General features: G+C 56.4%; 20 protein-coding genes. 7 read left to right on the forward strand and 13 right to left on the reverse strand.

Annotation, left to right across the window (positions count from 1 at the left end; all coding sequences use genetic code 11):
• Positions 1-249 precede the first annotated feature (249 nt).
• Both LC073_RS11015 and LC073_RS11020 read right to left on the reverse strand, forming a co-directional pair.
• Positions 250-1,065 (reverse strand): LytR/AlgR family response regulator transcription factor, encoded by an 816-nt coding sequence (locus LC073_RS11015; protein WP_226646960.1) that lies wholly within the window; start codon positions 1,063-1,065, stop codon positions 250-252.
• 4 nt (positions 1,066-1,069) lie between these two features.
• The gene (locus LC073_RS11020) at positions 1,070-2,158 is read right to left on the reverse strand and encodes a sensor histidine kinase (protein WP_226646962.1); all 1,089 of its coding nucleotides are present in this window, start codon (positions 2,156-2,158) and stop codon (positions 1,070-1,072) included.
• 120 nt (positions 2,159-2,278) lie between these two features.
• Here LC073_RS11020 and LC073_RS11025 point away from each other — a divergent pair, with 120 nt between their 5' ends.
• Positions 2,279-2,740: an EVE domain-containing protein gene (locus LC073_RS11025; protein WP_226646964.1), complete on the forward strand. Its 462-nt coding sequence runs from the start codon at positions 2,279-2,281 to the stop codon at positions 2,738-2,740.
• Between the two features lie 60 nt (positions 2,741-2,800).
• Here the strand turns inward: LC073_RS11025 and creD are convergent, their stop codons facing one another.
• The 7 genes from creD to bioD form a co-directional block, all read right to left on the reverse strand.
• Complete coding sequence (gene creD, locus LC073_RS11030; RefSeq protein ID WP_226646966.1) at positions 2,801-4,174, reverse strand: cell envelope integrity protein CreD; 1,374 nt, start codon at positions 4,172-4,174, stop codon at positions 2,801-2,803.
• Positions 4,175-4,298: 124 nt separating this feature from the next.
• Positions 4,299-5,723: a two-component system sensor histidine kinase CreC gene (gene creC, locus LC073_RS11035; protein ID WP_226646968.1), complete on the reverse strand. Its 1,425-nt coding sequence runs from the start codon at positions 5,721-5,723 to the stop codon at positions 4,299-4,301.
• Position 5,724: 1 nt separating this feature from the next.
• Entirely contained in the window at positions 5,725-6,411 is a 687-nt protein-coding gene (gene creB, locus LC073_RS11040; RefSeq protein WP_226646970.1) for a two-component system response regulator CreB, read from the reverse strand.
• A gap of 59 nt (positions 6,412-6,470) precedes the next feature.
• Entirely contained in the window at positions 6,471-7,139 is a 669-nt protein-coding gene (locus LC073_RS11045) for a nitroreductase family protein (protein WP_226646972.1), read from the reverse strand.
• A 10-nt stretch (positions 7,140-7,149) separates the two neighbouring features.
• On the reverse strand, positions 7,150-7,341 hold the full coding sequence (locus LC073_RS11050; RefSeq protein WP_226646974.1) for a DUF3094 family protein: 192 nt from the start codon (positions 7,339-7,341) through the stop codon (positions 7,150-7,152).
• 126 nt (positions 7,342-7,467) lie between these two features.
• A complete protein-coding gene (locus LC073_RS11055) occupies positions 7,468-9,249 on the reverse strand; it encodes an acyl-CoA dehydrogenase C-terminal domain-containing protein (protein WP_226646976.1) in 1,782 nt (593 codons plus the stop codon).
• 118 nt (positions 9,250-9,367) lie between these two features.
• On the reverse strand, positions 9,368-10,054 hold the full coding sequence (bioD, locus tag LC073_RS11060) for a dethiobiotin synthase (RefSeq protein ID WP_226646978.1): 687 nt from the start codon (positions 10,052-10,054) through the stop codon (positions 9,368-9,370).
• A gap of 234 nt (positions 10,055-10,288) precedes the next feature.
• On the opposite strand from bioD, the gene LC073_RS11065 reads away from it, so the two are divergent.
• The gene (locus tag LC073_RS11065; protein ID WP_226646980.1) at positions 10,289-10,777 is read left to right on the forward strand and encodes a L,D-transpeptidase family protein; all 489 of its coding nucleotides are present in this window, start codon (positions 10,289-10,291) and stop codon (positions 10,775-10,777) included.
• Here LC073_RS11065 and bioC read toward each other — a convergent pair.
• The 3 genes from bioC to bioB are packed head-to-tail and all read right to left on the reverse strand — an operon-like array spanning position 10,768 to position 14,563.
• Positions 10,768-12,327, reverse strand: coding sequence for a malonyl-ACP O-methyltransferase BioC (bioC, locus tag LC073_RS11070; RefSeq protein ID WP_226646982.1), 1,560 nt, complete (start codon positions 12,325-12,327; stop codon positions 10,768-10,770). The two genes, LC073_RS11065 and bioC, sit on opposite strands and share 10 nt — an antisense overlap.
• Positions 12,324-13,517, reverse strand: a complete 1,194-nt coding sequence (gene bioF, locus LC073_RS11075; RefSeq protein ID WP_226646984.1) for an 8-amino-7-oxononanoate synthase — start codon at positions 13,515-13,517, stop codon at positions 12,324-12,326. Before bioF ends, bioC begins: the two co-directional genes overlap by 4 nt.
• Positions 13,514-14,563: a biotin synthase BioB gene (bioB, locus tag LC073_RS11080; RefSeq protein ID WP_226647151.1), complete on the reverse strand. Its 1,050-nt coding sequence runs from the start codon at positions 14,561-14,563 to the stop codon at positions 13,514-13,516. Before bioB ends, bioF begins: the two co-directional genes overlap by 4 nt.
• 162 nt (positions 14,564-14,725) lie before the next feature.
• On the opposite strand from bioB, the gene LC073_RS11085 reads away from it, so the two are divergent.
• The gene (locus LC073_RS11085) at positions 14,726-15,415 is read left to right on the forward strand and encodes a ComF family protein (protein WP_226646986.1); all 690 of its coding nucleotides are present in this window, start codon (positions 14,726-14,728) and stop codon (positions 15,413-15,415) included.
• A 159-nt stretch (positions 15,416-15,574) separates the two neighbouring features.
• Entirely contained in the window at positions 15,575-16,720 is a 1,146-nt protein-coding gene (locus tag LC073_RS11090; RefSeq protein WP_226646988.1) for a beta-ketoacyl-ACP synthase III, read from the forward strand.
• A gap of 60 nt (positions 16,721-16,780) precedes the next feature.
• Here LC073_RS11090 and LC073_RS11095 read toward each other — a convergent pair whose 3' ends face one another.
• A complete protein-coding gene (locus tag LC073_RS11095) occupies positions 16,781-17,332 on the reverse strand; it encodes a PadR family transcriptional regulator (RefSeq protein WP_226646990.1) in 552 nt (183 codons plus the stop codon).
• A gap of 242 nt (positions 17,333-17,574) precedes the next feature.
• Here LC073_RS11095 and alaE point away from each other — a divergent pair, with 242 nt between their 5' ends.
• The 3 genes from alaE to LC073_RS11110 all read left to right on the forward strand — a co-directional run bounded on the left by alaE (position 17,575) and on the right by LC073_RS11110 (position 20,578).
• Positions 17,575-18,078, forward strand: a complete 504-nt coding sequence (alaE, locus tag LC073_RS11100; RefSeq protein WP_226646992.1) for an L-alanine exporter AlaE — start codon at positions 17,575-17,577, stop codon at positions 18,076-18,078.
• 47 nt (positions 18,079-18,125) lie between these two features.
• Positions 18,126-18,821, forward strand: coding sequence for an aspartate/glutamate racemase family protein (locus tag LC073_RS11105; RefSeq protein ID WP_226646994.1), 696 nt, complete (start codon positions 18,126-18,128; stop codon positions 18,819-18,821).
• A 383-nt stretch (positions 18,822-19,204) separates the two neighbouring features.
• The gene (locus LC073_RS11110; RefSeq protein WP_226646996.1) at positions 19,205-20,578 is read left to right on the forward strand and encodes a response regulator; all 1,374 of its coding nucleotides are present in this window, start codon (positions 19,205-19,207) and stop codon (positions 20,576-20,578) included.
• Positions 20,579-20,705 lie beyond the last annotated feature (127 nt).

Here is a 20,705-nt window from a genome sequence, read left to right on the forward strand (position 1 = left end):
GTGCCCAGTTTTATTCTCATTGAAAAGCGCAATATTTTTGTGAAAAAACTGCGTATTTTCTGTCATCAAGCCCTGAGCCAACAGCCGCACTCTCCTGTGCGCACGATAAGCCCACCGGTGGAGACCGGCGGGAAGTGAAAGGAAGACTAATGCAATAGAAAACGCAAACAAGGGCCTTGCGACAAAGTGTCGGGAATTATCGATCAGGCCACGGAGGCAATTTTTACCCCCGCAGGAGCCGAAAATGCCTCAGAGAAAATGCTGTACTTTACTCTTATAACTACGGCTCATTTTCAGACACTCGCCGCTATCCAATACCAAGTGATATTCGCCATTAATATGCGCGCGAATTTCCCGCACACGGCTTAAATTTACGATGGTCGAGCGGTGAATACGCTGGAACAATTTTGGATCCAACTGCTGCTCCAATTCCTTCATGGTAATTCGCATCACATGGGTTTCACCCTGGGCGTGCACACACATATAGTCCCCGGCGGCGTCGATCCAGTCGATTTCCCGCGCCGGAACCAGGGTGATCTTACCGGAGTCCTTCACCGCAATTTTGTCCGGGTAGGCGCTGCCGGCAAACTGGCCACTGACCAGTTTTTGCTCCAGCGCTTCCTGGGATTCTTTAGTCAGATCCGCCACCGCCTCCAGCAGTTGCTCGCGCTGCATGGCGATATCCGCAGTGGCCATTTTTTCCCGCGCACGAGTCAGAGCCAGTTGCAAACGCTCCTCTTCGATTGGCTTCAAAACATAATCCACCGCATTGACCTCAAAGGCCTCCACCGCGTACTGGTCATAGGCGGTCACGAACACCACCTGGGGCAGTTTTTCCAGGGGAATTTTTTGCACCAACTGCAGGCCGTTGACACCCGGCATTTGAATATCCACAAATGCCACATCCGGGTTCTGTTGTAGGATAACTTCCAGAGCCTCGCGGCCGTTACCACATTCGGCGACCACATTGACACCGGGCATCTGCTCCAGGCGCAGGCGCAAACCGCGGCGCGCCAGGGGTTCGTCATCGACAATTACTGCTGTCAGGTTTTCAACTGCACTCATCTCGTTATTCCTGTTCATAGGGAATGCGAATATTCACCGATAACCCGCCCTCAGGACGGTTGCGGAAACGCACTCTCTGATCATCGCCATACAGAGCGCGCAGGCGCTCACAGGTATTGCGAATACCAACACCGTAACCCTTGCCTACCAGTCGCAGTTCCTCTTCCGGCATACCCGGACCATTATCGTTCACTTCGAGTAATAACTCCCCCGCGAACACCCGCGCCTTGATATTGATCTCTCCACCGCTCTCCAACTGGGAGATGCCGTATTTAATCGCATTTTCCACCAGAGGTTGCAGGAGCAAACTAGGTACCAACGCCTGGGGCGACTCCCCTTGCAAATCCAGGCGCACGCCAAGACGATCGGCAAAGCGCACTTTCTCAATATCCAGATACAGCATCAGCGCTTCTACCTCTTTGGCCAGAGTAACCTTCTGCATGGGGTCGTTATCGAGGGAGTGGCGCAGGAACTGAGACAGACGTGTGACCATCTTGTTGGCGGTTCGCCCGTCGTTATCCAGAATCAGAGTGGAGATGGCATTTAGTGTATTGAAGAGGAAGTGAGGATTCAGCTGGTAGCGCAGCATTTTCAGCTGAGCCTGGTGTGCCATGGACTCGGCACGCAGGGCCTTGGCCCTCTGGGTCTGCGAAGACTGGTAGTACTTGATACCGTAATACAGCGCTGCCCAGGTGGTGAGGATCAGGAAGGAATAGGAAAACCAATACATGGCAAGCACCGCCGGGTGCTCATCGCTTTCCTTACCATAGAGCCACAGGGAACCACCAAACTTAATTGCCGCCCACACGGCAGCGGCGGAGAGTACCAACAATAGCGAGCCGAAGAAGCGAGTTGCCGGCGGTTTGTTCCAAAGCCGTTGGAAGCCGAAGCGCATGACTTCACTGAGGAATATCCCGGCGACGGTGGCCACAGCAATATAACCCGAGTGAATCCAGTGGTCCTTCACCCAGAAAAAGCTGCCGACAAAAGTCAGCAGGGTGTAGCCGGCCCAACCGCTGAGTTGCAGGGCCCAGTATTGGGACCTGTGGCTCGACAGGTGTTGTGAAAGCCACTGAAATGCTTTGTTTCCCATAATCTCCCGCTAGAGGCGTGAAAAAATAACGCCGATTTGACACTTTTGTATAGCTTCATACTAAATGGCGCCGATCGCCGGCGAAACACCAACCGGCGCAGCACAGGGACAAACTGCCGCATGACACTCTGGTTATTCAAATCCGAACCCGATGAATACAGCCTGCAAGACCTCGCCGCCGAAACCAGTGGCAGCGGCCGCTGGGATGGTATTCGAAACTACCAGGCGCGCAACTTTCTGCGCGATCAGGTCGCCGTGGGTGATGGGGTGCTGTTCTATCACAGCGCTTGCAAGGTGCCGGCGGTAGTGGGCACCGCCGAAGTAGTGCGCGCCGCCTATACGGACCCGGCGCAATTCGACCCCAAGAGTAAGTACTTCGACCCCAAGGCCAGCCCCGATAATCCGCGCTGGTACTGCGTAGACCTGGCCTGGCGCAGCGAATTCAAGCGCCCAGTGCCCCTGGCAGAAATCAAGCAAGATCCACAGCTGGCGGAAATGATACTGGTCAAGCAGGGGCGGTTGTCGATACAGCCGGTGCGCCAGGAGGAGTGGGATTACATCGTGGAATTGGGCGGGCAATAAAACCTGCGGGCAAAACTAAAACGGGGCGGCTGTATGCCACCCCGAAGTGATTTAGTCAGTCTACGGTTGTTTATTCCCACCGGGCTCTCCGCCCCGCGGTGAAGGGCTGCGCCCCACACTGTACCAGTCCAGTTTGCGGGTCAGCACCATGGTGCAACCAAGCACTCCGAACACCAATAGTGAGCCCATCAACAGGGCATAGTCCTCGGCGCTGAGCAGACCATACAAAAGTGCATATAAAGCAGCTAACAGTCCAGCGAATCCCAGCCCCCGCTGCCAGCTGCGCAACACCGCACTGGTATAAAAACCGATCAACCCCACGCAAGCCGCGGCGGAAATCATATAGGCTTTGACGAAGGCGATATGCTCTGACAGCGACAACAGCAGCAGGTAAAACAACGCCAGCGCCAAACCCACCAGGGCATACTGCACCGGGTGCACCGCCAGGCGCTTGAGTATTTCAAACAGGAAGAAGGTGGCGAAGGTCAGGGTGATAAACAGCAATGCGTATTTAATCGCGCGATCAGTTTTCAGGTACTGATCCACCGGGTCGAGGAAACTCACGCCAAAGCGGCGATTGATCAGGTTGTTACAGTGATCATCCCCATGACAACGCCGTAGTATTTCCTCTAAGTTGGTAGCGAAAAAACTGGTCTGCCATTCCGCAGTAAAGCCTTTATCGTTCACATCGCTACTGCTGGGCAGGAAGTCGCCAAAAAAGCTCGGATGCGGCCAATCGGCCTTCATCACTACGCGGCTGTCACGGCCCACCGGCACCAGGCTGAAGCGCTCGGTGCCCTGTAATTTGAGATCGAAGGCAAACTCCAGGGTTTGGCCACCCTCTAAGTCCATCATTGGCAGCACTGCATGTACACCATCGCCCAGAATCGGCGCGCGACTGCCTGGGGCAAACTCCAATGTCTGGTTGTTCAAATGCAACTTGAGGTCATTGCGGATACCGCGAATATCGTTGATACCTACCGATAAGTAAGGCGTGCTAAAACGGTACTGGTCAAAATTGGTTCCCAGCCCCATCTTCTCCGGCACTCTGAACAGGCCACTTACCTTGCTGTCACTGTGGTAAAGGAGCGCTTCGTAGATGCCCCGCGCACGCCGCTCGGTGGTCAGATCGGAGTTGAAGACGAAGCGCTCGGGAAGGAAATACAAATGGCCGCGCTCTTCCCGCTGCTCTTTGTGCCTCTCACCGGTTTTTCCATTGGTCATCCACTTCCAGTATTTCTTCACGTAAGGCACCACCAAAATGGGCCCGGTAATTTGCTGGTTGAAGCTGGAGCTACGGGCAATATCGTTTATCACCCCATCCTGATAACGCTTTCTCTCATTAATCAGGCCGTCAATCATGGTCAATGGAATCAATAGCAGCAGAATCAAGATGGCAATAGCGCCCAATTTAAAAGCCAGGGCTCGGTTCATGGTTCAGATCTCGGTATCTAATTTCGATAACCTCAGTCTGAGCTGCGAGTATGGATTGCCGATGGAGGCAATATGGAGAGTGTGGGGAGATTGTGTGGGGGCCAGTGGACAGCTGCCTGATCCATCAGGCAGCGGGCAAATTCAGACTGACCTCAACGCCATCAGGCACATTGCGGATCGACAGAGTACCGCCGTGTAACTCCGCCACCTCCTCAACAAAATTGAGTCCCAGTCCAGTACTCTTGCGCCCGCCCCCAGGACGTGACAGCGAGTAGAAACGTTCGGTAAGGCGCGTTAAGGCATACTCCGGGATCGCCTCACCCTGATTGAACATGCGCACAGTGATCCGTTCACCACAGCGTTCGGCATTGATGCGGATCAGGCCAACATCCGGGGTGAAATCCAGTGCGTTGTCCAGTAGGTTGGCCAGGGCCTGCCGCAGCAGGAAGCGTTCGCCTTGTAGCATCAATGCCGGCGCCAGCTCTTGCTCCACACACAGCTGAGCGGCGTCGATTCGCGCTCGCTGAGCCTCTATCAGCTCCTCCACGAGCGGTGCCAGCGGGATCGCCACCCGCTCTTCCAGCCCCTGGCGCTGCTCCACCTGGGCCAGGTGCAGCAGACGCTCGCTCAACTGTTGCAGACGCGCAGCTTCTCGCTGGATATTGCCCACAAAGCGTTGGTGCTGTTCGGCAGGCATATCGCTATCGAGCAATTCGGCGGCGCCGCGAATGGCCGCCAAGGGGCTCTTTAATTCATGCGTCAGGGTGTGCACATAGCGCTCCACATAGTCCCTACCCTCAAGTTCGCTGCGCATCTGCTCCACCGCGACTGCTAACTGCCCCAATTCCCCACTGGGTAACCGCGGCGGTTTTACCCTCTGACCTACACTGGCGGCCTGGGCATAATCGGTCAATTTCCCCAGGGAGCGGCTGAGCCACCAGGACAGCAGTGCACCCACCAGCAAGCCGAGTACAACCAGCCCAGATCCCAGCCAAATCAGGCGCCGCTGTGAGCGCTCGATATAGGGCTGCAGGGTTTGATTGGGCTTGGCCACCGACACCACGCCGATAATCCGCTCGCCATCACGGATTGGTGCCGCCACATACATGACGGAGGTATCAGGATTATTGGGGTCTTCGCGGGTGGAGCGGGCGCCGTAATCGCCACGCAACGTCAGGTAGACATCGTTCCAGCGCGAGTAATCCCGACCTACCGCGATGCCACTGGAGTCGAGCAGTACTTTGCCGCTGTCATCAGTGACATAAATCCGGTGATTGACCTGGCTCTTGGTATGCCCCCAGATACTCGCCTCGGGCCGGCGGCGACCGTAGGCTTCGAGCACTTCGGGTAAGTGGCTCTGGGCCAGGTTACCGGCGATGACCGGGCCGCGCAGAATCTCCGCCAACAGGTTGGCGGTATCCACCAGGGTCTCCTCGGTGGACTGGCGCACGCCGGGACGGATCTCATCCATCACCGTGCTCAATACAAACCAGCCGGCCAACCCGACAAACAGAAAGTAGACGGCAAAAATGCGCACCCCAAGCGGCATATTATTGCTCCGGGCAGCAGCTGTATCCCAAGCCGCGGTGGGTCTGGATTGGTTTGGAGTCCGGCGCTATCTCACGTATTTTGGCCCGCAGTCCTTTGATATGGCTGTCGATATTGCGTTCGTAACCCACTTCTAAAGCCACCCCCAAAGCATCGAGCAATTGTGCGCGGGAAAACACTCGTCCGGGCTGGGCCAGTAAAGTTTCCAGGAGGCAATATTCATGGTGGGTCAGGGGCAATAACTGCTCGTGGAAGTGTATTTGATAACTCGCCGGATCGATGCGGAAAGGACCTTGGGGCTCGGGCAGCTCAGCTCTATCGGAGCGCGGCGACACCCGTTTGAGGATGGCCTTAACCCGCGCTGCCACTTCCCGAGGGCTGAAAGGTTTCACCACATAATCGTCGGCGCCAATTTCGAGCCCTACGACTCGGTCTATTTCCCCATTGCGCGCGGTGAGGAATATCACCGGCACCTCGGAGAATCGGCGCAGCTGTTTACAGGCTTCGAAGCCACTGATATCCGGCAGCCCCACATCCAGAATCACCAAGTCGAAAGGCTCACTTTCGAGCAGCGCCAACGCCTCACCGGCAAGCGCAACCCAATGGGTAATAAAGCCCTCGGCTTGCAGTGCGTAAATCAGGGTATCGGCTATTGCGCCTTCGTCCTCGACGATCAATATTCTTGGCATGGAACCCTAAGCTCAAATTCCACCAGTGTATCTATTTTTGCCGCGCGGAAAGCTATCACTCAAATAAAATCCACAATTTCATCCAAGGGCTTTCTGCCGATAGCCGGCACCTGAGCACCTTCAGCAGGCAGCCCAGCCACCAGGATCATATAGGGCTTTTCCTGCACAGGGCGGCCGAGAATTTCATTGAGAAATTTCATTGGGCTGGGGGTGTGGGTCAGGGTCGCCACTCCAGCATTATGCAGGGCGGCAATTAACATGCCCGTAGCGATACCCACCGATTCCGCGGTGTAATAGTTTTTTAAGCGTTCACCATTTTCCGCGTTGGAAAACTTCTTCAGAAAAATTGCGATCAGGTAAGGGGCGGTTTCCAGGAAGGGTTTGTGCGCATCTGTGCCCAGGGGTTCCAGTGCGTTGAGCCACTCCTCAGAGGCGCGGCGCTGGTAAAACTCACGCTCCTCCTCTTCAGCCGCCAGGCGAATACGGCGTTTAATCTCGGCACTTTCCACTACGACAAAATGCCACGGCTGCCTATTGGCTCCACTGGGGGCACTGCCAGCAGCGCGCACGGCATCTTCGATAACTTCGCGGGGTACCGGTTCGGTTGAGAAATCCCGCACCGATCGGCGCCGGTGCATCAGGCGGGAAAAATCGCCGGCGCGACGGCGCATCTCATCATCGCCAAGGTAGATAAAGTTCAGGGGCTGAAAAGTTTTTTTGGGCGCCATAGCAAGCCCCTTAAACCACGCCTTTTGTCTTTGCGATCAACACGCTGATTAACGACAGCAGGGTCAACACCACCAGCAACATGACAAACAGCAACCAGGGGCGGAAGGGTTTGCGCTCCACCTGATTCACACCGCTTTGCAGATAGTGATCGACCCGGGCCTGGTCTTCCTCGGAGAGTTTCTTTTGAGAGATTTCGGTCATTGGCTGTTTCGCTCTTTATTGTTATTCCCTGAATGGTTATGTCCCGAGTGTAGGAGAAAGCGAAAAACGACTCCATCAAAAAAGCCCCGCATTGCGGGGCTTTTTTAGAATCTGGTGAGGGAGCTGTTAGAACAGGTCCTCCTCCAGGTCCATCAGCGTGGCGCTGCCGGCATTGACGCTGCCGGCCAGTGCCTGGGTGCGTGGCAGTAAGCGCGCGAAGTAAAAACGTGCGGTTTTCACCTGGCCCTTGTAGAAGCTGTCCGCCTCCTGCTGCTCCAGCGCTACTGCAACCACTTTGGCCCACATAAAGGCGTAAGCCACATAGCCGAACAGGTGCAGGTAATCCACCGAAGCTGCACCCGGTGCATGTGGGTCTTCTTTGGCGGCTGCGACCATCTTCTCGGTGGCTTCACGCAGGCGCTGCAACTCGGTTGCCAACGGCTGTACGAACTCCGCCATTGCCTCGCGATCAACCTGGCTATCGATAAACTTCTGTACGTCCGCGGCAAACAGCTCAAAGAGAGCGCCACCGCTGGCGACGGTTTTGCGACCCACCAGATCCAGTGCCTGAATACCGTTGGTGCCCTCGTAAATCTGGGTAATACGCACATCGCGCACCAGCTGCTCCTGGCCCCACTCGCGGATATAACCGTGGCCACCGAAAACCTGCTGGCCAATTACGGTGCAGTCGAGGCCCATATCGGTGGTGAAGGCTTTGGCCACAGGAGTCAGTAACGCCACCATAGCCTCTGCATTTTTCTTCTCTTCACCCTCGCCGAACTTGGAGATATCCAGCCACTGAGCCACGTAGGTGGACAGGGCGCGACCGCCACCAACCAGCGCTTTCTGGGTGAGCAGCATACGGCGCACATCGGGGTGCACGATAATCGGATCAGCCGCTTTTTCGGGCTGCTGGGCACCGGCAGGGGAACGGCTCTGGATACGATCACGGGCGTATTCCAGGGCGTTCTGGTAGGAGCGATCAGAAGCGCCGAGGCCCTGGATACCCACACCCAGACGCTCGTAGTTCATCATGGTAAACATAGCGGCGAGGCCCTTGTTCTCCTCACCCACCAGCCAACCCTGGGCACCGTCGAAATTCATCGCGCAGGTGGCCGAGGCTTTAATGCCCATCTTGTGCTCAATGGAGCCACAATTGACGTTGTTGCTCTCGCCGACGCTGCCGTCTTCGTTGACCTTGTACTTCGGCACCAGGAACAGGGAAATGCCTTTAGGGCCCTTGGGCGCGTCCGGCAGCTTGGCCAGTACCAAGTGAATAATATTTTCGGACAAGTCCTGGTCGCCGCCGGTGATAAAAATCTTGCTGCCGCTAATACTATAGCTGCCGTCTTCGCGGGGCTCGGCCTTGGTACGGATAATACCCAGGTCGGTGCCGGCGTGAGGCTCGGTCAGGTCCATGGCACCGGCCCAAGTGCCTTCATACATCTTGGGCAGATATTTCTGTTTCAGCGCTTCACTGGCGTGGGCATCGATTGCCAGGCAGGCACCGTTGGTCAGTACCGGGTAGAGCGCGAAGGAAATATTGGAGGCGTTGATCATTTCCTCAACCTGTGCACCCAGCATCTTCGGCATACCCATGCCGCCGTACTCCGGGTTGCCCAACAGCGCGCCCCAGCCACCCTCACAGAAAGTGGCATAGGCTTCTTTGAAGCCTGCGGGAGTGGTCACCACACCATCGTTCCAATGGCAGCCCTCTTCGTCACCGCTGCGGTTAATCGGGTCCAGGGTGTTGGAAGCCAACTTGGCCATCTCTTCGAGAATCGCATCTGCGGTCTCGCGATCCACAGCTCCGGCCAATCCGGGCAGTTCCGCCCAGAGTTTTTCCGCAGCAAATACTTCGTGCAGCAGGAAGTTCATCTCCCGCAGTGGCGCCTTGTAGTCGGCCATGCTCCCGGTCCTCATTCAGGTGTTTCAAACGCTTGTTTGAATCTAGGGCCGAAGGCGTACAAAGTCAACCGGTTTGGGCCCTCGCCGAGCCCGAATGGAAAGGCTTGTACTGGGTGCTTTAGGTAGGTAACAGCGGGCGGATATCCAGGTGTTTGGCCGCTTCACGGTAATCCCGCGCCTCGCTGTGGGGCACCACACCGAGCAGTGGCGCCGGCAGCAAGGCCTCAAGAGTGGCCAGGTTTTCCTCGGCGCGCGCCATGCCCGGGCGGACAAAGTTGGCCACCCAACCTGCCAGGGGCAAGCCATCGTGGCGGATGGCCTCGGCGGTCAGCAATGCGTGGTTGATACAACCCAGCTGCATGCCAACCACCAGGATCACCGGGGTATTCAACTCCCGCGGCAGTTGCGACAAAAAGGCCCTCGGCCCCAGCGGTGTGCGCCAGCCGCCGGCGCCCTCGATCAACACTAGATCGGCGCCCGCGCACATCACACCACGACAGACCCCGGCCATGCGGGACACATTGAGCTGCTTGCCTGCCTCTATGGCGGCGATATGAGGGGCAATTGCCGGTTCCAAGGCAAAGGGGTTTACCTGCTGGTAAGGCATCTGCAAGGTCATCGCTTCCTGTAATAGCAAGGCATCCTCGTTGCGCAGCCCATCTTCAGTTTGCTCACAGCCGGAGGCCACCGGTTTTACCGCTGCGGTTTGCAGACCCGCATTTGCGGCTGCTGTGAGCAGGGCCGCACTGACAAAGGTCTTGCCCACTTCGGTATCGGTACCGGCTACAAAATAACTTCTGCCCAAGGCCCAGGCCTCCCCTATTCAAAAAGTTCAAATTTTTTCTTGTGGTGACTTTTCACGCCAGCCACTTGATGATAATTTAGCCGTGTAGCGCAGATTTTGAACAAGTCAAGCCAAGCACTGATAACAAAGGCACGGGGCCGCGCTCACAAAATAATTCCCTCAAAAGGGGAAACTGCTCTGCAGGGACGCGGGAAATCTCGAAATAACTGAAAACATTCAAGCAGCTTAGAGACCATGCGATACCTGACTCTTGCCCTGTTGCTGGCGATGCCTCTGTTCGCCTCAGCAAAAGTAACTCCTGTCGATCATGTTGTTGTGTACAAGTCGAAGAAGCTGATGCAGCTGATTCGCGACGGCCGGGTGGTGAAAAGCTACACCGTCTCCTTCGGCGATAATCCCAGAGGACACAAGGTGCGCCAGGGAGATGAACGCACCCCCGAAGGGCGCTACACCCTCGACTGGAAAAACCCCAACAGCCGTTTCTACCGCTCTATTCATGTGTCCTATCCGAACAAACAGGACCGCGCACGGGCCGCTAAAATGGGGGTCAGCCCCGGCGGCGATATCATGATCCATGGCATCAAACCCGAGTGGTCCTATATGGAAAGACACCTGCGCCGCAACAACTGGACCGATGGCTGTATCGCGGTGGCTTCCAACCGGGAGATGGACGAGATCTGGGAGCTGGTGAAAACCCCCACCCCGATCGATATCTACCCCTGATCGGGCTCACAGGCAAGCTTCATATAGATGACTTCGTAACTCACAGGCAGCCCTTCGGGCTGCCTGAGGCTTTCATAGGCTTCGGCCAGTTGCTGTAACCTGACACGCCCGGTCATCCCCCGCTTGGCGGCGCGATTAATATTGTGTGCCCCTACGCCCTTCAATTCCTTCATCAGCTGACGCAGGCTATCGAAATAAAACAAACACTGCTCGTCGAGCACTGCACCATTCAATTGTGATTGCGCCGCCGCTTCACGCCACTTGGCCAGCGGCATGAATCGATTGACGTGCACATCGCCATCCAACTGGGCCCAACTGCTGCGCAGCTCTGCCAGGGTACCCGGCCCCAGCGTCGCCACCAGGCAGAGCCCCTCCGGGGAAAGTACCCGGCGCAACTCGGCAAACAGCTGCGGCAAGCGATAGCACCACTGCAGCGCCATACTGGAGAACACCAGATCCACGGTGCCATTCGCCAGGGGCAGCTGTTCTGCATCTGCGGCAATATAGTCATCTGCCTTGGGGCGCTCTGTACGGGCAAAGCGCAACATATCTTCGGCAAGATCCAGGGCGATAATCCTCGCCTCGGGAAAATACTGGCGCAGTAGCTCACTGCCAAAGCCGGTGCCGCTGCCCAGATCAACAATAGTGCGCGGCGCCCAATGGCGATCCGCCATTTTCATCAGCTGACAGCACACCGCTCTCTGTATATGGGCGCAGTCGTCATAGCTGGCGGCGGCGCGGCCAAAGGAACGCGCCACCGCGGATTTATCGAAGGGCTCGGAAATCTCGCTATCAGGCGGGGATAGATTCTCGACAAAATGCCGCAATCGCTCCGCCACTTGGCGCGGCTGGGATAAATGCGGTTTATGGCCACAGCCCTTAAACACTTCTACTTCTGCACCACAGCCCTGAATTTCCTCTACGGCAGTTTGGGGCACCAAGGCATCCTGCTTACCAAACAGATACAGCGTGGGAACTTCGAGTGTCTGCAGTAATTGTCGATTATCCAGGTCGGCCAGGCAGTCCAGGGCCTGCTTCCAGGCTTCGACATTGATATGGGGCTTGCGCTCTTTCAGCTGCTTGAGCAGGTCGCGCATGGCACTATCACCATGGGACTGCAGGGCACAAAAGCGTTCCCAGATTGCGTAGGGGTCCTGCACAAAGGCTTTGCGAAATCTCTGAAAAACACGCCGCTGCATACCCGGCCAATTGTCCTGCTCCACAAAACAGGCATTGGCGGAGATGGTGACAACACCAAGGATTTTTTTTTGTCCCGGCCTGGCCGCCAACTGCAAGGCCAACATGCCGCCGAGGGAGTGCCCAACCAAAACACTGTTATTGGGTAGCTCTTTATACAGCTGCTGTAAAAGTGTCTCTAGTTGTGGCCAGGGCTCGTTGCTGCGCTCACCACACCCCGGTAACTCGATACAAGTCAGGGGCTGCGCCAGCTGTTCATATACAGCTTCAAGTAGCGGCTGCCAGGGTCCATTATCTCCGCCCCAGCCGTGCAGGAACACCAAGTTCTCTATTTGACTCTCTACCTCAGTCACGAAGGCACCGCCATTTTTTCCTGGAGCACGGCCACCAGTGCGTCTACTAAGGCATTAATTTGGCTGTGGCTATGGGAAGCACTCAGGGTGATTCTAAGGCGAGCGGTACCGGTAGGCACGGTGGGTGGGCGAATAGCGCCCACCAGAAAGCCACGCTGCTCTAACTGTGCGGACACAGTCATCACAGTTTCTTCACAGCCGAGCAGAAGTGGCTGAATCGCACTGGATGAATCCGTCAAAGGCAAATTCGCTTGCGCTGCACACCGACGGAAATAAGTGATATTCGCCTGCAGACGCTGGTTCAATTCGGGCTCACTGCGCATCTGTTTAATCGCGGCATTACAGCCTGACGCCACCGCCGGTGGCATACCGGTGGTATAGATATAGGGCCGTGCAAACTGCACCAAATAATCGATCAGCGCTCGCGAGCCGGCCACAAAGGCACCCGCATTGCCGGCAGCCTTGCCCAGGGTCCCCATCAACACCGGCAGCGCATCCTGGCCGAGTCCAGCGGCTGCGCCACTACCGGCAAGGGGCAGCTGTTCGCTCCCCATCACTCCAAAGCCGTGGGCTTCATCCACCATCAACCAGGCGCTGAATTCCCGGCACAGGGCGGCTATGTCCGCCAGTGGGGCCAGGTCGCCGTCCATACTGTAAACGCCATCTACCGCCACAAGGATATTGCCGCCTCTGTCGGCGGCGCGCTGTAGCTGGCGGCGCAGGGCCACCAAATCGCTGTGGGCAAAGCGCAGGCTGTTGGCGCCACACAAGCGCGCACCGTCAATGAGGGAGGCGTGGTTGAGCTTGTCGGAAATAACATTGTCAGCGCGGCCCAGCAGCGCACAGAGTGTGCCCACATTGGCCATATAGCCACTGGAAAAAACCAGTGCGGCCTCGCGTCCGGTGGCTTCGGCAAGGCTCTGCTGCAATTGTTGGTGGACCTGGAGATGACCGTTGACCAGGTGGGAGGCGGTGGCACCGGCACCCAACTCGGCACCGGCCTGCTGGGCACGAATAACTTCCGGGTGGCTTGCCAGCCCCAAATAATCATTGCTGCTGAACGTCAGCAACTCTCGCCCATCCACTACAGCAAGAGGGTTCGGGGCCGTTTCCAGGGTTTTGATCTGGCGGTAGAGGTTGTCCCGGTGCCGCTCATCGAGACGCTGACGCAGGGTTTTATCCAGGGTCATTTGGACGCATCGTAAAAGAAAGCGTCGTTTTGCTGCTCGGTGATCTGTGCGTTTAGCTCCGCTTCCATTGCGGTCTCATCGGCGTACTGTTGGTACTCCTCCGGCTGGATACCCAGGCGGGAGAACAACTGCATATCCTTGTTGGCCTCGGGGTTGGCAGTAGTCAGCAACTTCTCGCCGTAGAAGATGGAGTTGGCGCCAGCGAGGAAAGCCATGGACTGCATCTCATCGCTCATCTGTTCGCGCCCGGCGGACAGGCGCACATGGGACTTGGGCATCATAATGCGCGCTACGGCGATGCAGCGAATAAATTCGAAGGGATCTAAGTCCTTTTCCTGCTCCAGCGGAGTACCGGCCACTTTCACCAACATATTGATAGGCACCGACTCCGGGTGCTCGGGCAGGTTGGCCAATTGCATCAGCAGGCCGGCGCGGTCCTTGTCGCCCTCGCCCATACCGACGATACCGCCGGCGCAGACTTTCATACCGGCGGCACGCACACGCCCTAAGGTCTGCAGTCGATCCTGGTAGGTGCGGGTGGTAATAATCTCACCATAGTATTCCGGCGAGGTATCCAGATTGTGGTTGTAGTAGTCGAGCCCGGCATCAGCTAATTCCTGCGCCTGGTCATCATTCAGCATGCCCAGAGTCATACAGGTTTCCATCCCCAAGGCCTTCACTTCGCGCACCATCTGGGTAACGTAAGGCATATCTTTTTTCTTGGGCGAGCGCCAGGCAGCGCCCATACAGAAGCGAGTGGCACCGCCGGCCTTAGCCGCGCGGGCTTCTTCCAGCACCTTCTCCACCTTCATCAATTTTTCCCGCTCCAGCCCGGTATCGTAACGAGCGCTCTGTGGACAGTAGGCGCAGTCTTCCGGACAGGCGCCGGTCTTGATGGAACAGAGGGTGCTGACCTGAACCCGGTTGGGATCGAAGTGTGTCCGGTGAACCTGCTGCGCGGTAAACATCAGATCGCTAAACGGCATGGCGAAGAGATTCAGAACCTGCTGGCGGGTCCAGTCGTGGCGGATATCGGCGGCGGGCATGGTCTGGGCGGCGGTCACAGGCTTACTCTCTCTGTTGCTGGAGTTATTGTGCTGTTGTGTATTTGGGCGGGGGTGACTGCAATGAGCAGCAGTGGCAAACTCGACCAAACAGACTGGCCAGTTTAGCCAGGCCCTATCCGCTGTCAACTCAGATACCCTTTTATGGTTTACAACCTGATTCCATCCCTACTCACTCGCCACCTGGCACGGTGCCTGTTATGCGGCGATAGAGCCGGTGACTTTGGTATCTGTACCAGCTGTACCCGGGAGCTACCCTACCTGGGTCAGGCTTGTGAAAGCTGCGCATTGCCATTGGCCTCCAGCGCACGTCTTTGCCCCAGTTGCTTGTGCCAGCCGCCGCACTGCCAGCGGGTTCAGGCTGCCTGGCAGTATGCCTATCCGGTAAACCAGCTGATTCAGCGCTTCAAGTACCAGCGCGACCTGGCTGCCGGTCATAGCCTGGCGCAACTAGCCGCAACCGTGATTACTCCCTGTAGTGATCCCCCCAATCTGCTCGTCCCCATCCCCCTGCACTGGCGCCGTTACTGGCAGCGTGGTTACAACCAGGCACAATTGATAGCGACCGAACTAGGCCGGCGCTGGCAACTGCCAGTGCGACCGCGCCTGCTGCGTAAAACCGGCGCCACTCGCACCCAGTCCCAATTGCGCCGCCAGCAGCGTCTGCGCAACCTGTTGCAGAGTTTCGCCCTGCACGAATCTGTGGATGGGATGCATATCGGGCTGGTGGACGATGTATTGACCACCGGCGCCACTTTGGAGGCGGCGGCACAGAGACTCAAGGAAGCCGGCGCGCGCAAGGTCAGCGCCTTTGTTTTGGCCAGAACGCCATGACTCTTCGGCGCGACCGCAGATAGACCGACAGTCACAGAAGCGTCACAATAACTTGCCTTGCCGTTCTGGCACCGAAATCCCATACAAGCCGGCACTGCTAAGGTTTTATTTAGTGACTAATTGCTCGCAGGTGTTTTGCTGCGAGCCAGGGATTCAGCGATGAGTGAATACAAGTTGCCACGGGGCATTGTCATCAGCGGCACCGGCCTGTGGACCCCTCCAGAAGCGATCAGCAACGAAGAGCTGGTAGATGCCTACAATACCTATGCCACTCAGTACAATCTGGAACATGCCCAGGCGATAGAGTCCGGTGAGTTGCAACCCAAGCCTCATTCTTCGGCGGAATTTATCGAGAAAGCCTCCGGGATCAAGAGCCGCTATGTGGTGACCCGCGAAGGGATTCTCGACCCCGCGCGCATGCGCCCATACATCCCTGAGCGCAACGATGACGACCTGTGTGTACAGGCGGAAATGGGCCTGAAAGCCGCCAAGCTGGCACTGGAAAAAGCCAACAAGCAGGCCTCCGATGTAGACCTGGTGATTGTCGGTGCCTCCTACATGCAGCGCGCCTACCCGGCCATTGCCATCGAGATTCAGGGGGCCCTCGGCATCGACGGCTTCGCTTTCGATATGGAAGTGGCCTGCTCCTCGGCGACCTTCTCCCTGCAGCGCGCGGTGGATGCCATTTGCTCCGGCGCCGCGCGCACCGTACTGGTGATCAACTCGGAACTGGCCTCGCCACAGGTGGACTTCACCGATCGTGACAGCCATTTCATCTTCGGGGATGTGGCCGTGGCCAGCGTGATTGAGCGCCGCGAGACCTGCAATGCAGACAGCGCCTGGGAGATCCTCGGCACCAAGGCCAAGACCGTCTATTCCAACAATATCCGCTCTAACTTCGGCTATGCCGCGCGTGCCGCCGATGTGGATCCCTTCGGCCCCGGCAAGCTGTTCCGCCAGAACGGCCGCAAGGTGTTCAAGGAAGTCTGCCCTATGGCCGCCACACATATTGAGGAGCACCTGCGCGAGACTGGTACCGATCCCCGTGAGGTAAGCCGTTACTGGCTGCACCAAGCCAACATCAATATGAATAACCTGATCGCCAAGAAACTGATGGGGGATGAGGCCAGCGAAGAGCGCGCCCCGGTAGTGCTGGACCGCTACGCCAATACCGCCAGTGCCGGCTCGGTCATTGCCTTCAATTTACACAGCGATGACCTGCAAGTAGGCGAGCGCGGAATCATCTGTTCCTTTGGCGCCGGCTATTCTATCGGCAGCTTGGTGGTGGAGAAGATCGCTATCTAAGCCCTCGAGCGGCTGATTCATTCTACACAGGCACAAAAAACCGGGCATTGCCCGGTTTTTTTAACTGCCTTCAACACATTTTTGTTCCAGTTGCTGCAGCATATTTTCCGCCCAACTGATCCAGGTTTTCTCGGCCTCTATACCCAGTAGCAGAGTCTGATGGGCCAGCCAATAGCGCTCCTGTAGGGCGGGGTCACTTTTCAACACCCGTTCGTTTTGCTCCCGGTAGTTTTCCAGCAACCCCCGGTGTCTGTGCAACTGATCATTGAGAGCCGAGCGCAGTTCTTCTTGGCTCAAGTGGTGGCCGGCAAACATACGCACTAGGAAGGGCTCGCGAATTTTCTGCGGAGCCGCTGGCTGAATTACCCACTCGCGCAGCTCCGACCGCCCCTTATCGGTGAGGCTATAGACCTTTTTGTCGGGTTTGCCCTCTTGCGGCTGCTCCTCGCAATCCAGAAGCCCCTCATCGTGCAACTTGTGCAATTCCCGATACATTTGCTGATGGCTGGCGCTCCAGAAATGGGAAACACTGCGCTCGAATCGGCGCTTCAAGTCGTAACCGCTGCCGGGTTCGATATCCAGTAGGGTGAGTACGGCGTAGCGCAAGGACATGGCGGCTCCGGTTGGGGTTATGCAAAGAGTTGCATATTAACCCCTGTGGCGCCATTCTGGCCAGGAGACATGTTAAGCCAATAAGATAATTAGATTAATTTTCTAATAAATAGTAGGACGTTTATCTCGACAGACCTCATCAGTCGAGATGCAAGGCTAGCTTTTACGTAATTTGGAGATATAATCGCCGGCCTGCCGCCGTCGTGAGATAGCGATTCGAGGTTTAAGAGGTTGTCTTCTTCATGTCCGCGCCTGCATTAACACCGTCTACACCATCCGGCCCCGAAGCCGAACCCAACGCGCCGAATACGCGCCGCTGGGATTTCCTGCTGGATATCTTCGCCATGAACAGCTTTTCCTGGGCTGTAGCGGTTCCCATCGAACTGGTGCTGGCCGGTATGAGCTGGAGCGAACACTTGAAAGTGCGCCTGATGGCGCTGGTGTTCAATACCCTGATCGCCCGCCCCTTCAGTGTCTACCGTAACTGGGTAGTGAACCGCTTTGGCGGCGGCGGCACAATCAACGCCTATCTGGTAGACACCTTTGTATTCGTGAGCTTCCAGTTCCCCCTTTACATGGCCAATATGCGCCTGGGTGGCGCCAGCTGGGACGAGATTGCCACCGCCAGTATCACTTTCATGCTGATCGCCGGCGCCCTCGGCGGCCCTTATGGAATTTATCTCGACTGGCTGCGCCGAGTGTGGATTAATAACATCAGTCCCCTACTGGGCAAGAGAGCCTCCTAGAAAGGACGCTGACACTCGACTGAGTATTACGAGAGAGGAAAATCGCTGTGTTGACGCAAAACGCCATTGAAAAGAGTTCCATGACCATTGGCGTGGTCGCCGGCACCCCCACAGACACCCGCTTTGGCCTGGATTTCCTCGCCGCGCGCCAGCTGCGCGGCATCGGCCTATCCCTGTCAGCCTCTCCCCAAGCACAGACTCAGCTGCAAGCTCTGGAGCGCGGCGCCCTCACCCAGCAGTTGATCGGAGCCATAGAGCAGCTGCACCAGGCTGGTGCCGATGCCGCCATGATCTACTGTAACTCCCTATCTGGTGCAGTAGATATGGAGGCGGTCAAAGCCACCTCCCCCATTGAGGTGGTATCACCCCTGGAGGTTTACGCCGAACTCACCCAACGCTACCGCAACTTTGGCCTGCTCGCCGCCAACTGCCAAAGCTGCGCCAATATTGAGCGCGAAATCCTTGAGCGCAACACAACTGCCAAGGTGATCGGCATCGGCAACCTTCAGATTGTCGAAGATATTGAAGATGGCCTCGCCGCCGAAATGATCGTGCGGCAACACGCATTGGATGACCTGGTAGCGGCACTGGTAAAAAGCGGCGTGCAGATCCTGATTCTGGGCTGCACACATTTCGATTATTTTTATCATGAACTGCTCGCCCACTGTGACGGCATCCGCCTTTTCCTGCCTTCAGAGCGTATGCTGCAGTTATTACAGGGACGCCTCCCCCAGGCCGCCTAAACCCAGCTCAACCTTTTTTATTTATCGCGTATTTTATCGAGCCCCCCTACCGCCGACTTCGGTAAAATACGCCGGCCCCGCAACTAAACTCCTGTCATATGCGCCTATGTAATAGCGTGCAATTCTTCTTCGCAAAGCGCATCGAAAAAAAACACTGCGAGTTATTGGCGCAATATTACTTGGCTATTGGCGATAGCGGTCATACCTATGACTGGATTCTCCACCGGTAACCCTGCCGGCCATGCAAAAATTTCTCTTGTACGACGTGCCATATTGCAGTATCAAACGCTCTGATCTTTTCGGGAGTATCGATCAAAACCTACCGTGAAAATCACAATGCGGACTGCAGGATTTAGTCCGCCCTAACATAAGTGGTTATAAGGATGATAAAAGCCATTTTTTCTGGGGGATTGCCCTCTCATCGTATTTTTTCCCATGCTCTGCCGGTCGGGGCACTGCTGTGCGGCTCAGTATTTATCTCCACTACCGCGCAAGCCTTTGAATTAAATAATCTCCAGCAACAAATTCCGATTTCTTGGCTCGCCGCAGCTCTGGCATTATTACTACTAGTTTGTGCTTTTACGCTCAATAGACAGCTGAGACTAAACAAACTGCGCAGGGAAAATGCAGAACGTGTCGATAAAATCAGTGCAGAAAATACTAATTTGTTTCAGCAAGTGCACAGCCGTAACAGTGAATTTCTCGCACTGGAAAAACAATTGGATGAAACTCGAGAAAGCCTCGAATTATTGCGGCAGGAAAAATCCGACCTACTCACCATAGTCCGCCACCAATTGCACCACCCTCTGGATACGCTGATGGGCACCCTCAACCTGATTGCACGCAGTGAGGACAACAATATTAAAGCCCTCGTGGAAATCGGTAAGCGCCAGTTAAACGCCGCGCTCAAATCCTTGGACGACCTGCGCCAATTCGGCAAAGTGGAAACCGTAGAACTGAAGCTTCCCAAAGAAATGCTCGGCAACACCGGCAGTGGTCTCGCCGTTCTATTGGTGGAAAATAACAAGCACGAATCCCTGCAGGCACCATTGGAAGCTATGGGCCACCATGTACAAAGGGAGTGCAATGGTATCGACGGCAGCAGCGCCGCCCTGCAGAAAAACTTTGACTTGCTCCTAACCGACACCCATCTGCCGCTAATGGACGGCGTGGAGGCGGTGCGGGAAATTCGCCGCGAACGGGGCAATGATTTACCCATTTTCGCCCTGTTGCAATCAGCCAAGACCGGAGACAAGGAGCGCTACCAGGCCCGAGGTTTTACCGGCGTGCTGACCCACCCGATTGCCGATCGCCAGCTGATGCAACTGATGCAATGGGCCGCTCGACGTATCCAGGGAACTTCACCACAACAAAAAACGCGCCCAGCGCAGCTGCTCAATACTAATACCCTTTTACGCCAGAGGGACACCCTGGACCACCTGTCCTTCGCCGAGCTGCTCAGTGACCGCAGCGCCACCCTACCCAAACGTATCACCGTACTCACCAGTGCCCTCACCGGCCGCCACTGGTTAGATGCGGAGAAACAGGCGCAGGAGGTCGCCCGTGCCGCGGCGGAAGTAGGACTCGACAGCGTGGCCACTCGTCTGCGCAGTCTCGCAGCGAATCTCTCTATCGACAGTGAACGGGAACACTGCCGTCAGCAGCGTACCGAGTTACTGCAATTAATGCGGGAATCGGTGCGCCAGCTGAAGGCCTGGCGCGAGCGCAATGTACACACCGAGTGGGCGCTAAAATAATATGGTGTGTGGCGACATATTGGGCTATTCACCGACTGTCGCGTAAAAATACCATTCCAGCGCAGCCAAGTTGAATTGCGTACTGGAGGCCACACTATATTTCTCAGAGTCCACAAGAGAATAAGGT

The organism is Microbulbifer variabilis (assembly GCF_020524905.1).
In the GTDB taxonomy this organism is placed as follows: domain Bacteria; phylum Pseudomonadota; class Gammaproteobacteria; order Pseudomonadales; family Cellvibrionaceae; genus Microbulbifer; species Microbulbifer variabilis_A.

Bases quoted from the DNA above. Each gene is read 5' to 3' on its own strand.
- LC073_RS11090 (WP_226646988.1), top strand. From the start codon at position 15,575: ATGAGTGAATACAAGTTGCCACGGGGCATTGTCATCAGCGGCACCGGC.
- LC073_RS11085 (WP_226646986.1), top strand. From the start codon at position 14,726: ATGGTTTACAACCTGATTCCATCCCTACTCACTCGCCACCTGGCACGG.
- LC073_RS11095 (WP_226646990.1), bottom strand. From the start codon at position 17,332: ATGTCCTTGCGCTACGCCGTACTCACCCTACTGGATATCGAACCCGGC.
- creD (WP_226646966.1), bottom strand. From the start codon at position 4,174: ATGAACCGAGCCCTGGCTTTTAAATTGGGCGCTATTGCCATCTTGATT.
- LC073_RS11065 (WP_226646980.1), top strand. From the start codon at position 10,289: ATGCGATACCTGACTCTTGCCCTGTTGCTGGCGATGCCTCTGTTCGCC.
- LC073_RS11055 (WP_226646976.1), bottom strand. From the start codon at position 9,249: ATGGCCGACTACAAGGCGCCACTGCGGGAGATGAACTTCCTGCTGCAC.
- bioB (WP_226647151.1), bottom strand. From the start codon at position 14,563: ATGCCCGCCGCCGATATCCGCCACGACTGGACCCGCCAGCAGGTTCTG.
- LC073_RS11015 (WP_226646960.1), bottom strand. From the start codon at position 1,065: ATGAGTGCAGTTGAAAACCTGACAGCAGTAATTGTCGATGACGAACCC.
- LC073_RS11050 (WP_226646974.1), bottom strand. From the start codon at position 7,341: ATGACCGAAATCTCTCAAAAGAAACTCTCCGAGGAAGACCAGGCCCGG.
- LC073_RS11045 (WP_226646972.1), bottom strand. From the start codon at position 7,139: ATGGCGCCCAAAAAAACTTTTCAGCCCCTGAACTTTATCTACCTTGGC.
- LC073_RS11110 (WP_226646996.1), top strand. From the start codon at position 19,205: ATGATAAAAGCCATTTTTTCTGGGGGATTGCCCTCTCATCGTATTTTT.
- creC (WP_226646968.1), bottom strand. From the start codon at position 5,723: ATGCCGCTTGGGGTGCGCATTTTTGCCGTCTACTTTCTGTTTGTCGGG.
- creB (WP_226646970.1), bottom strand. From the start codon at position 6,411: ATGCCAAGAATATTGATCGTCGAGGACGAAGGCGCAATAGCCGATACC.
- LC073_RS11025 (WP_226646964.1), top strand. From the start codon at position 2,279: ATGACACTCTGGTTATTCAAATCCGAACCCGATGAATACAGCCTGCAA.
- alaE (WP_226646992.1), top strand. From the start codon at position 17,575: ATGTCCGCGCCTGCATTAACACCGTCTACACCATCCGGCCCCGAAGCC.
- bioF (WP_226646984.1), bottom strand. From the start codon at position 13,517: ATGACCCTGGATAAAACCCTGCGTCAGCGTCTCGATGAGCGGCACCGG.
- LC073_RS11020 (WP_226646962.1), bottom strand. From the start codon at position 2,158: ATGGGAAACAAAGCATTTCAGTGGCTTTCACAACACCTGTCGAGCCAC.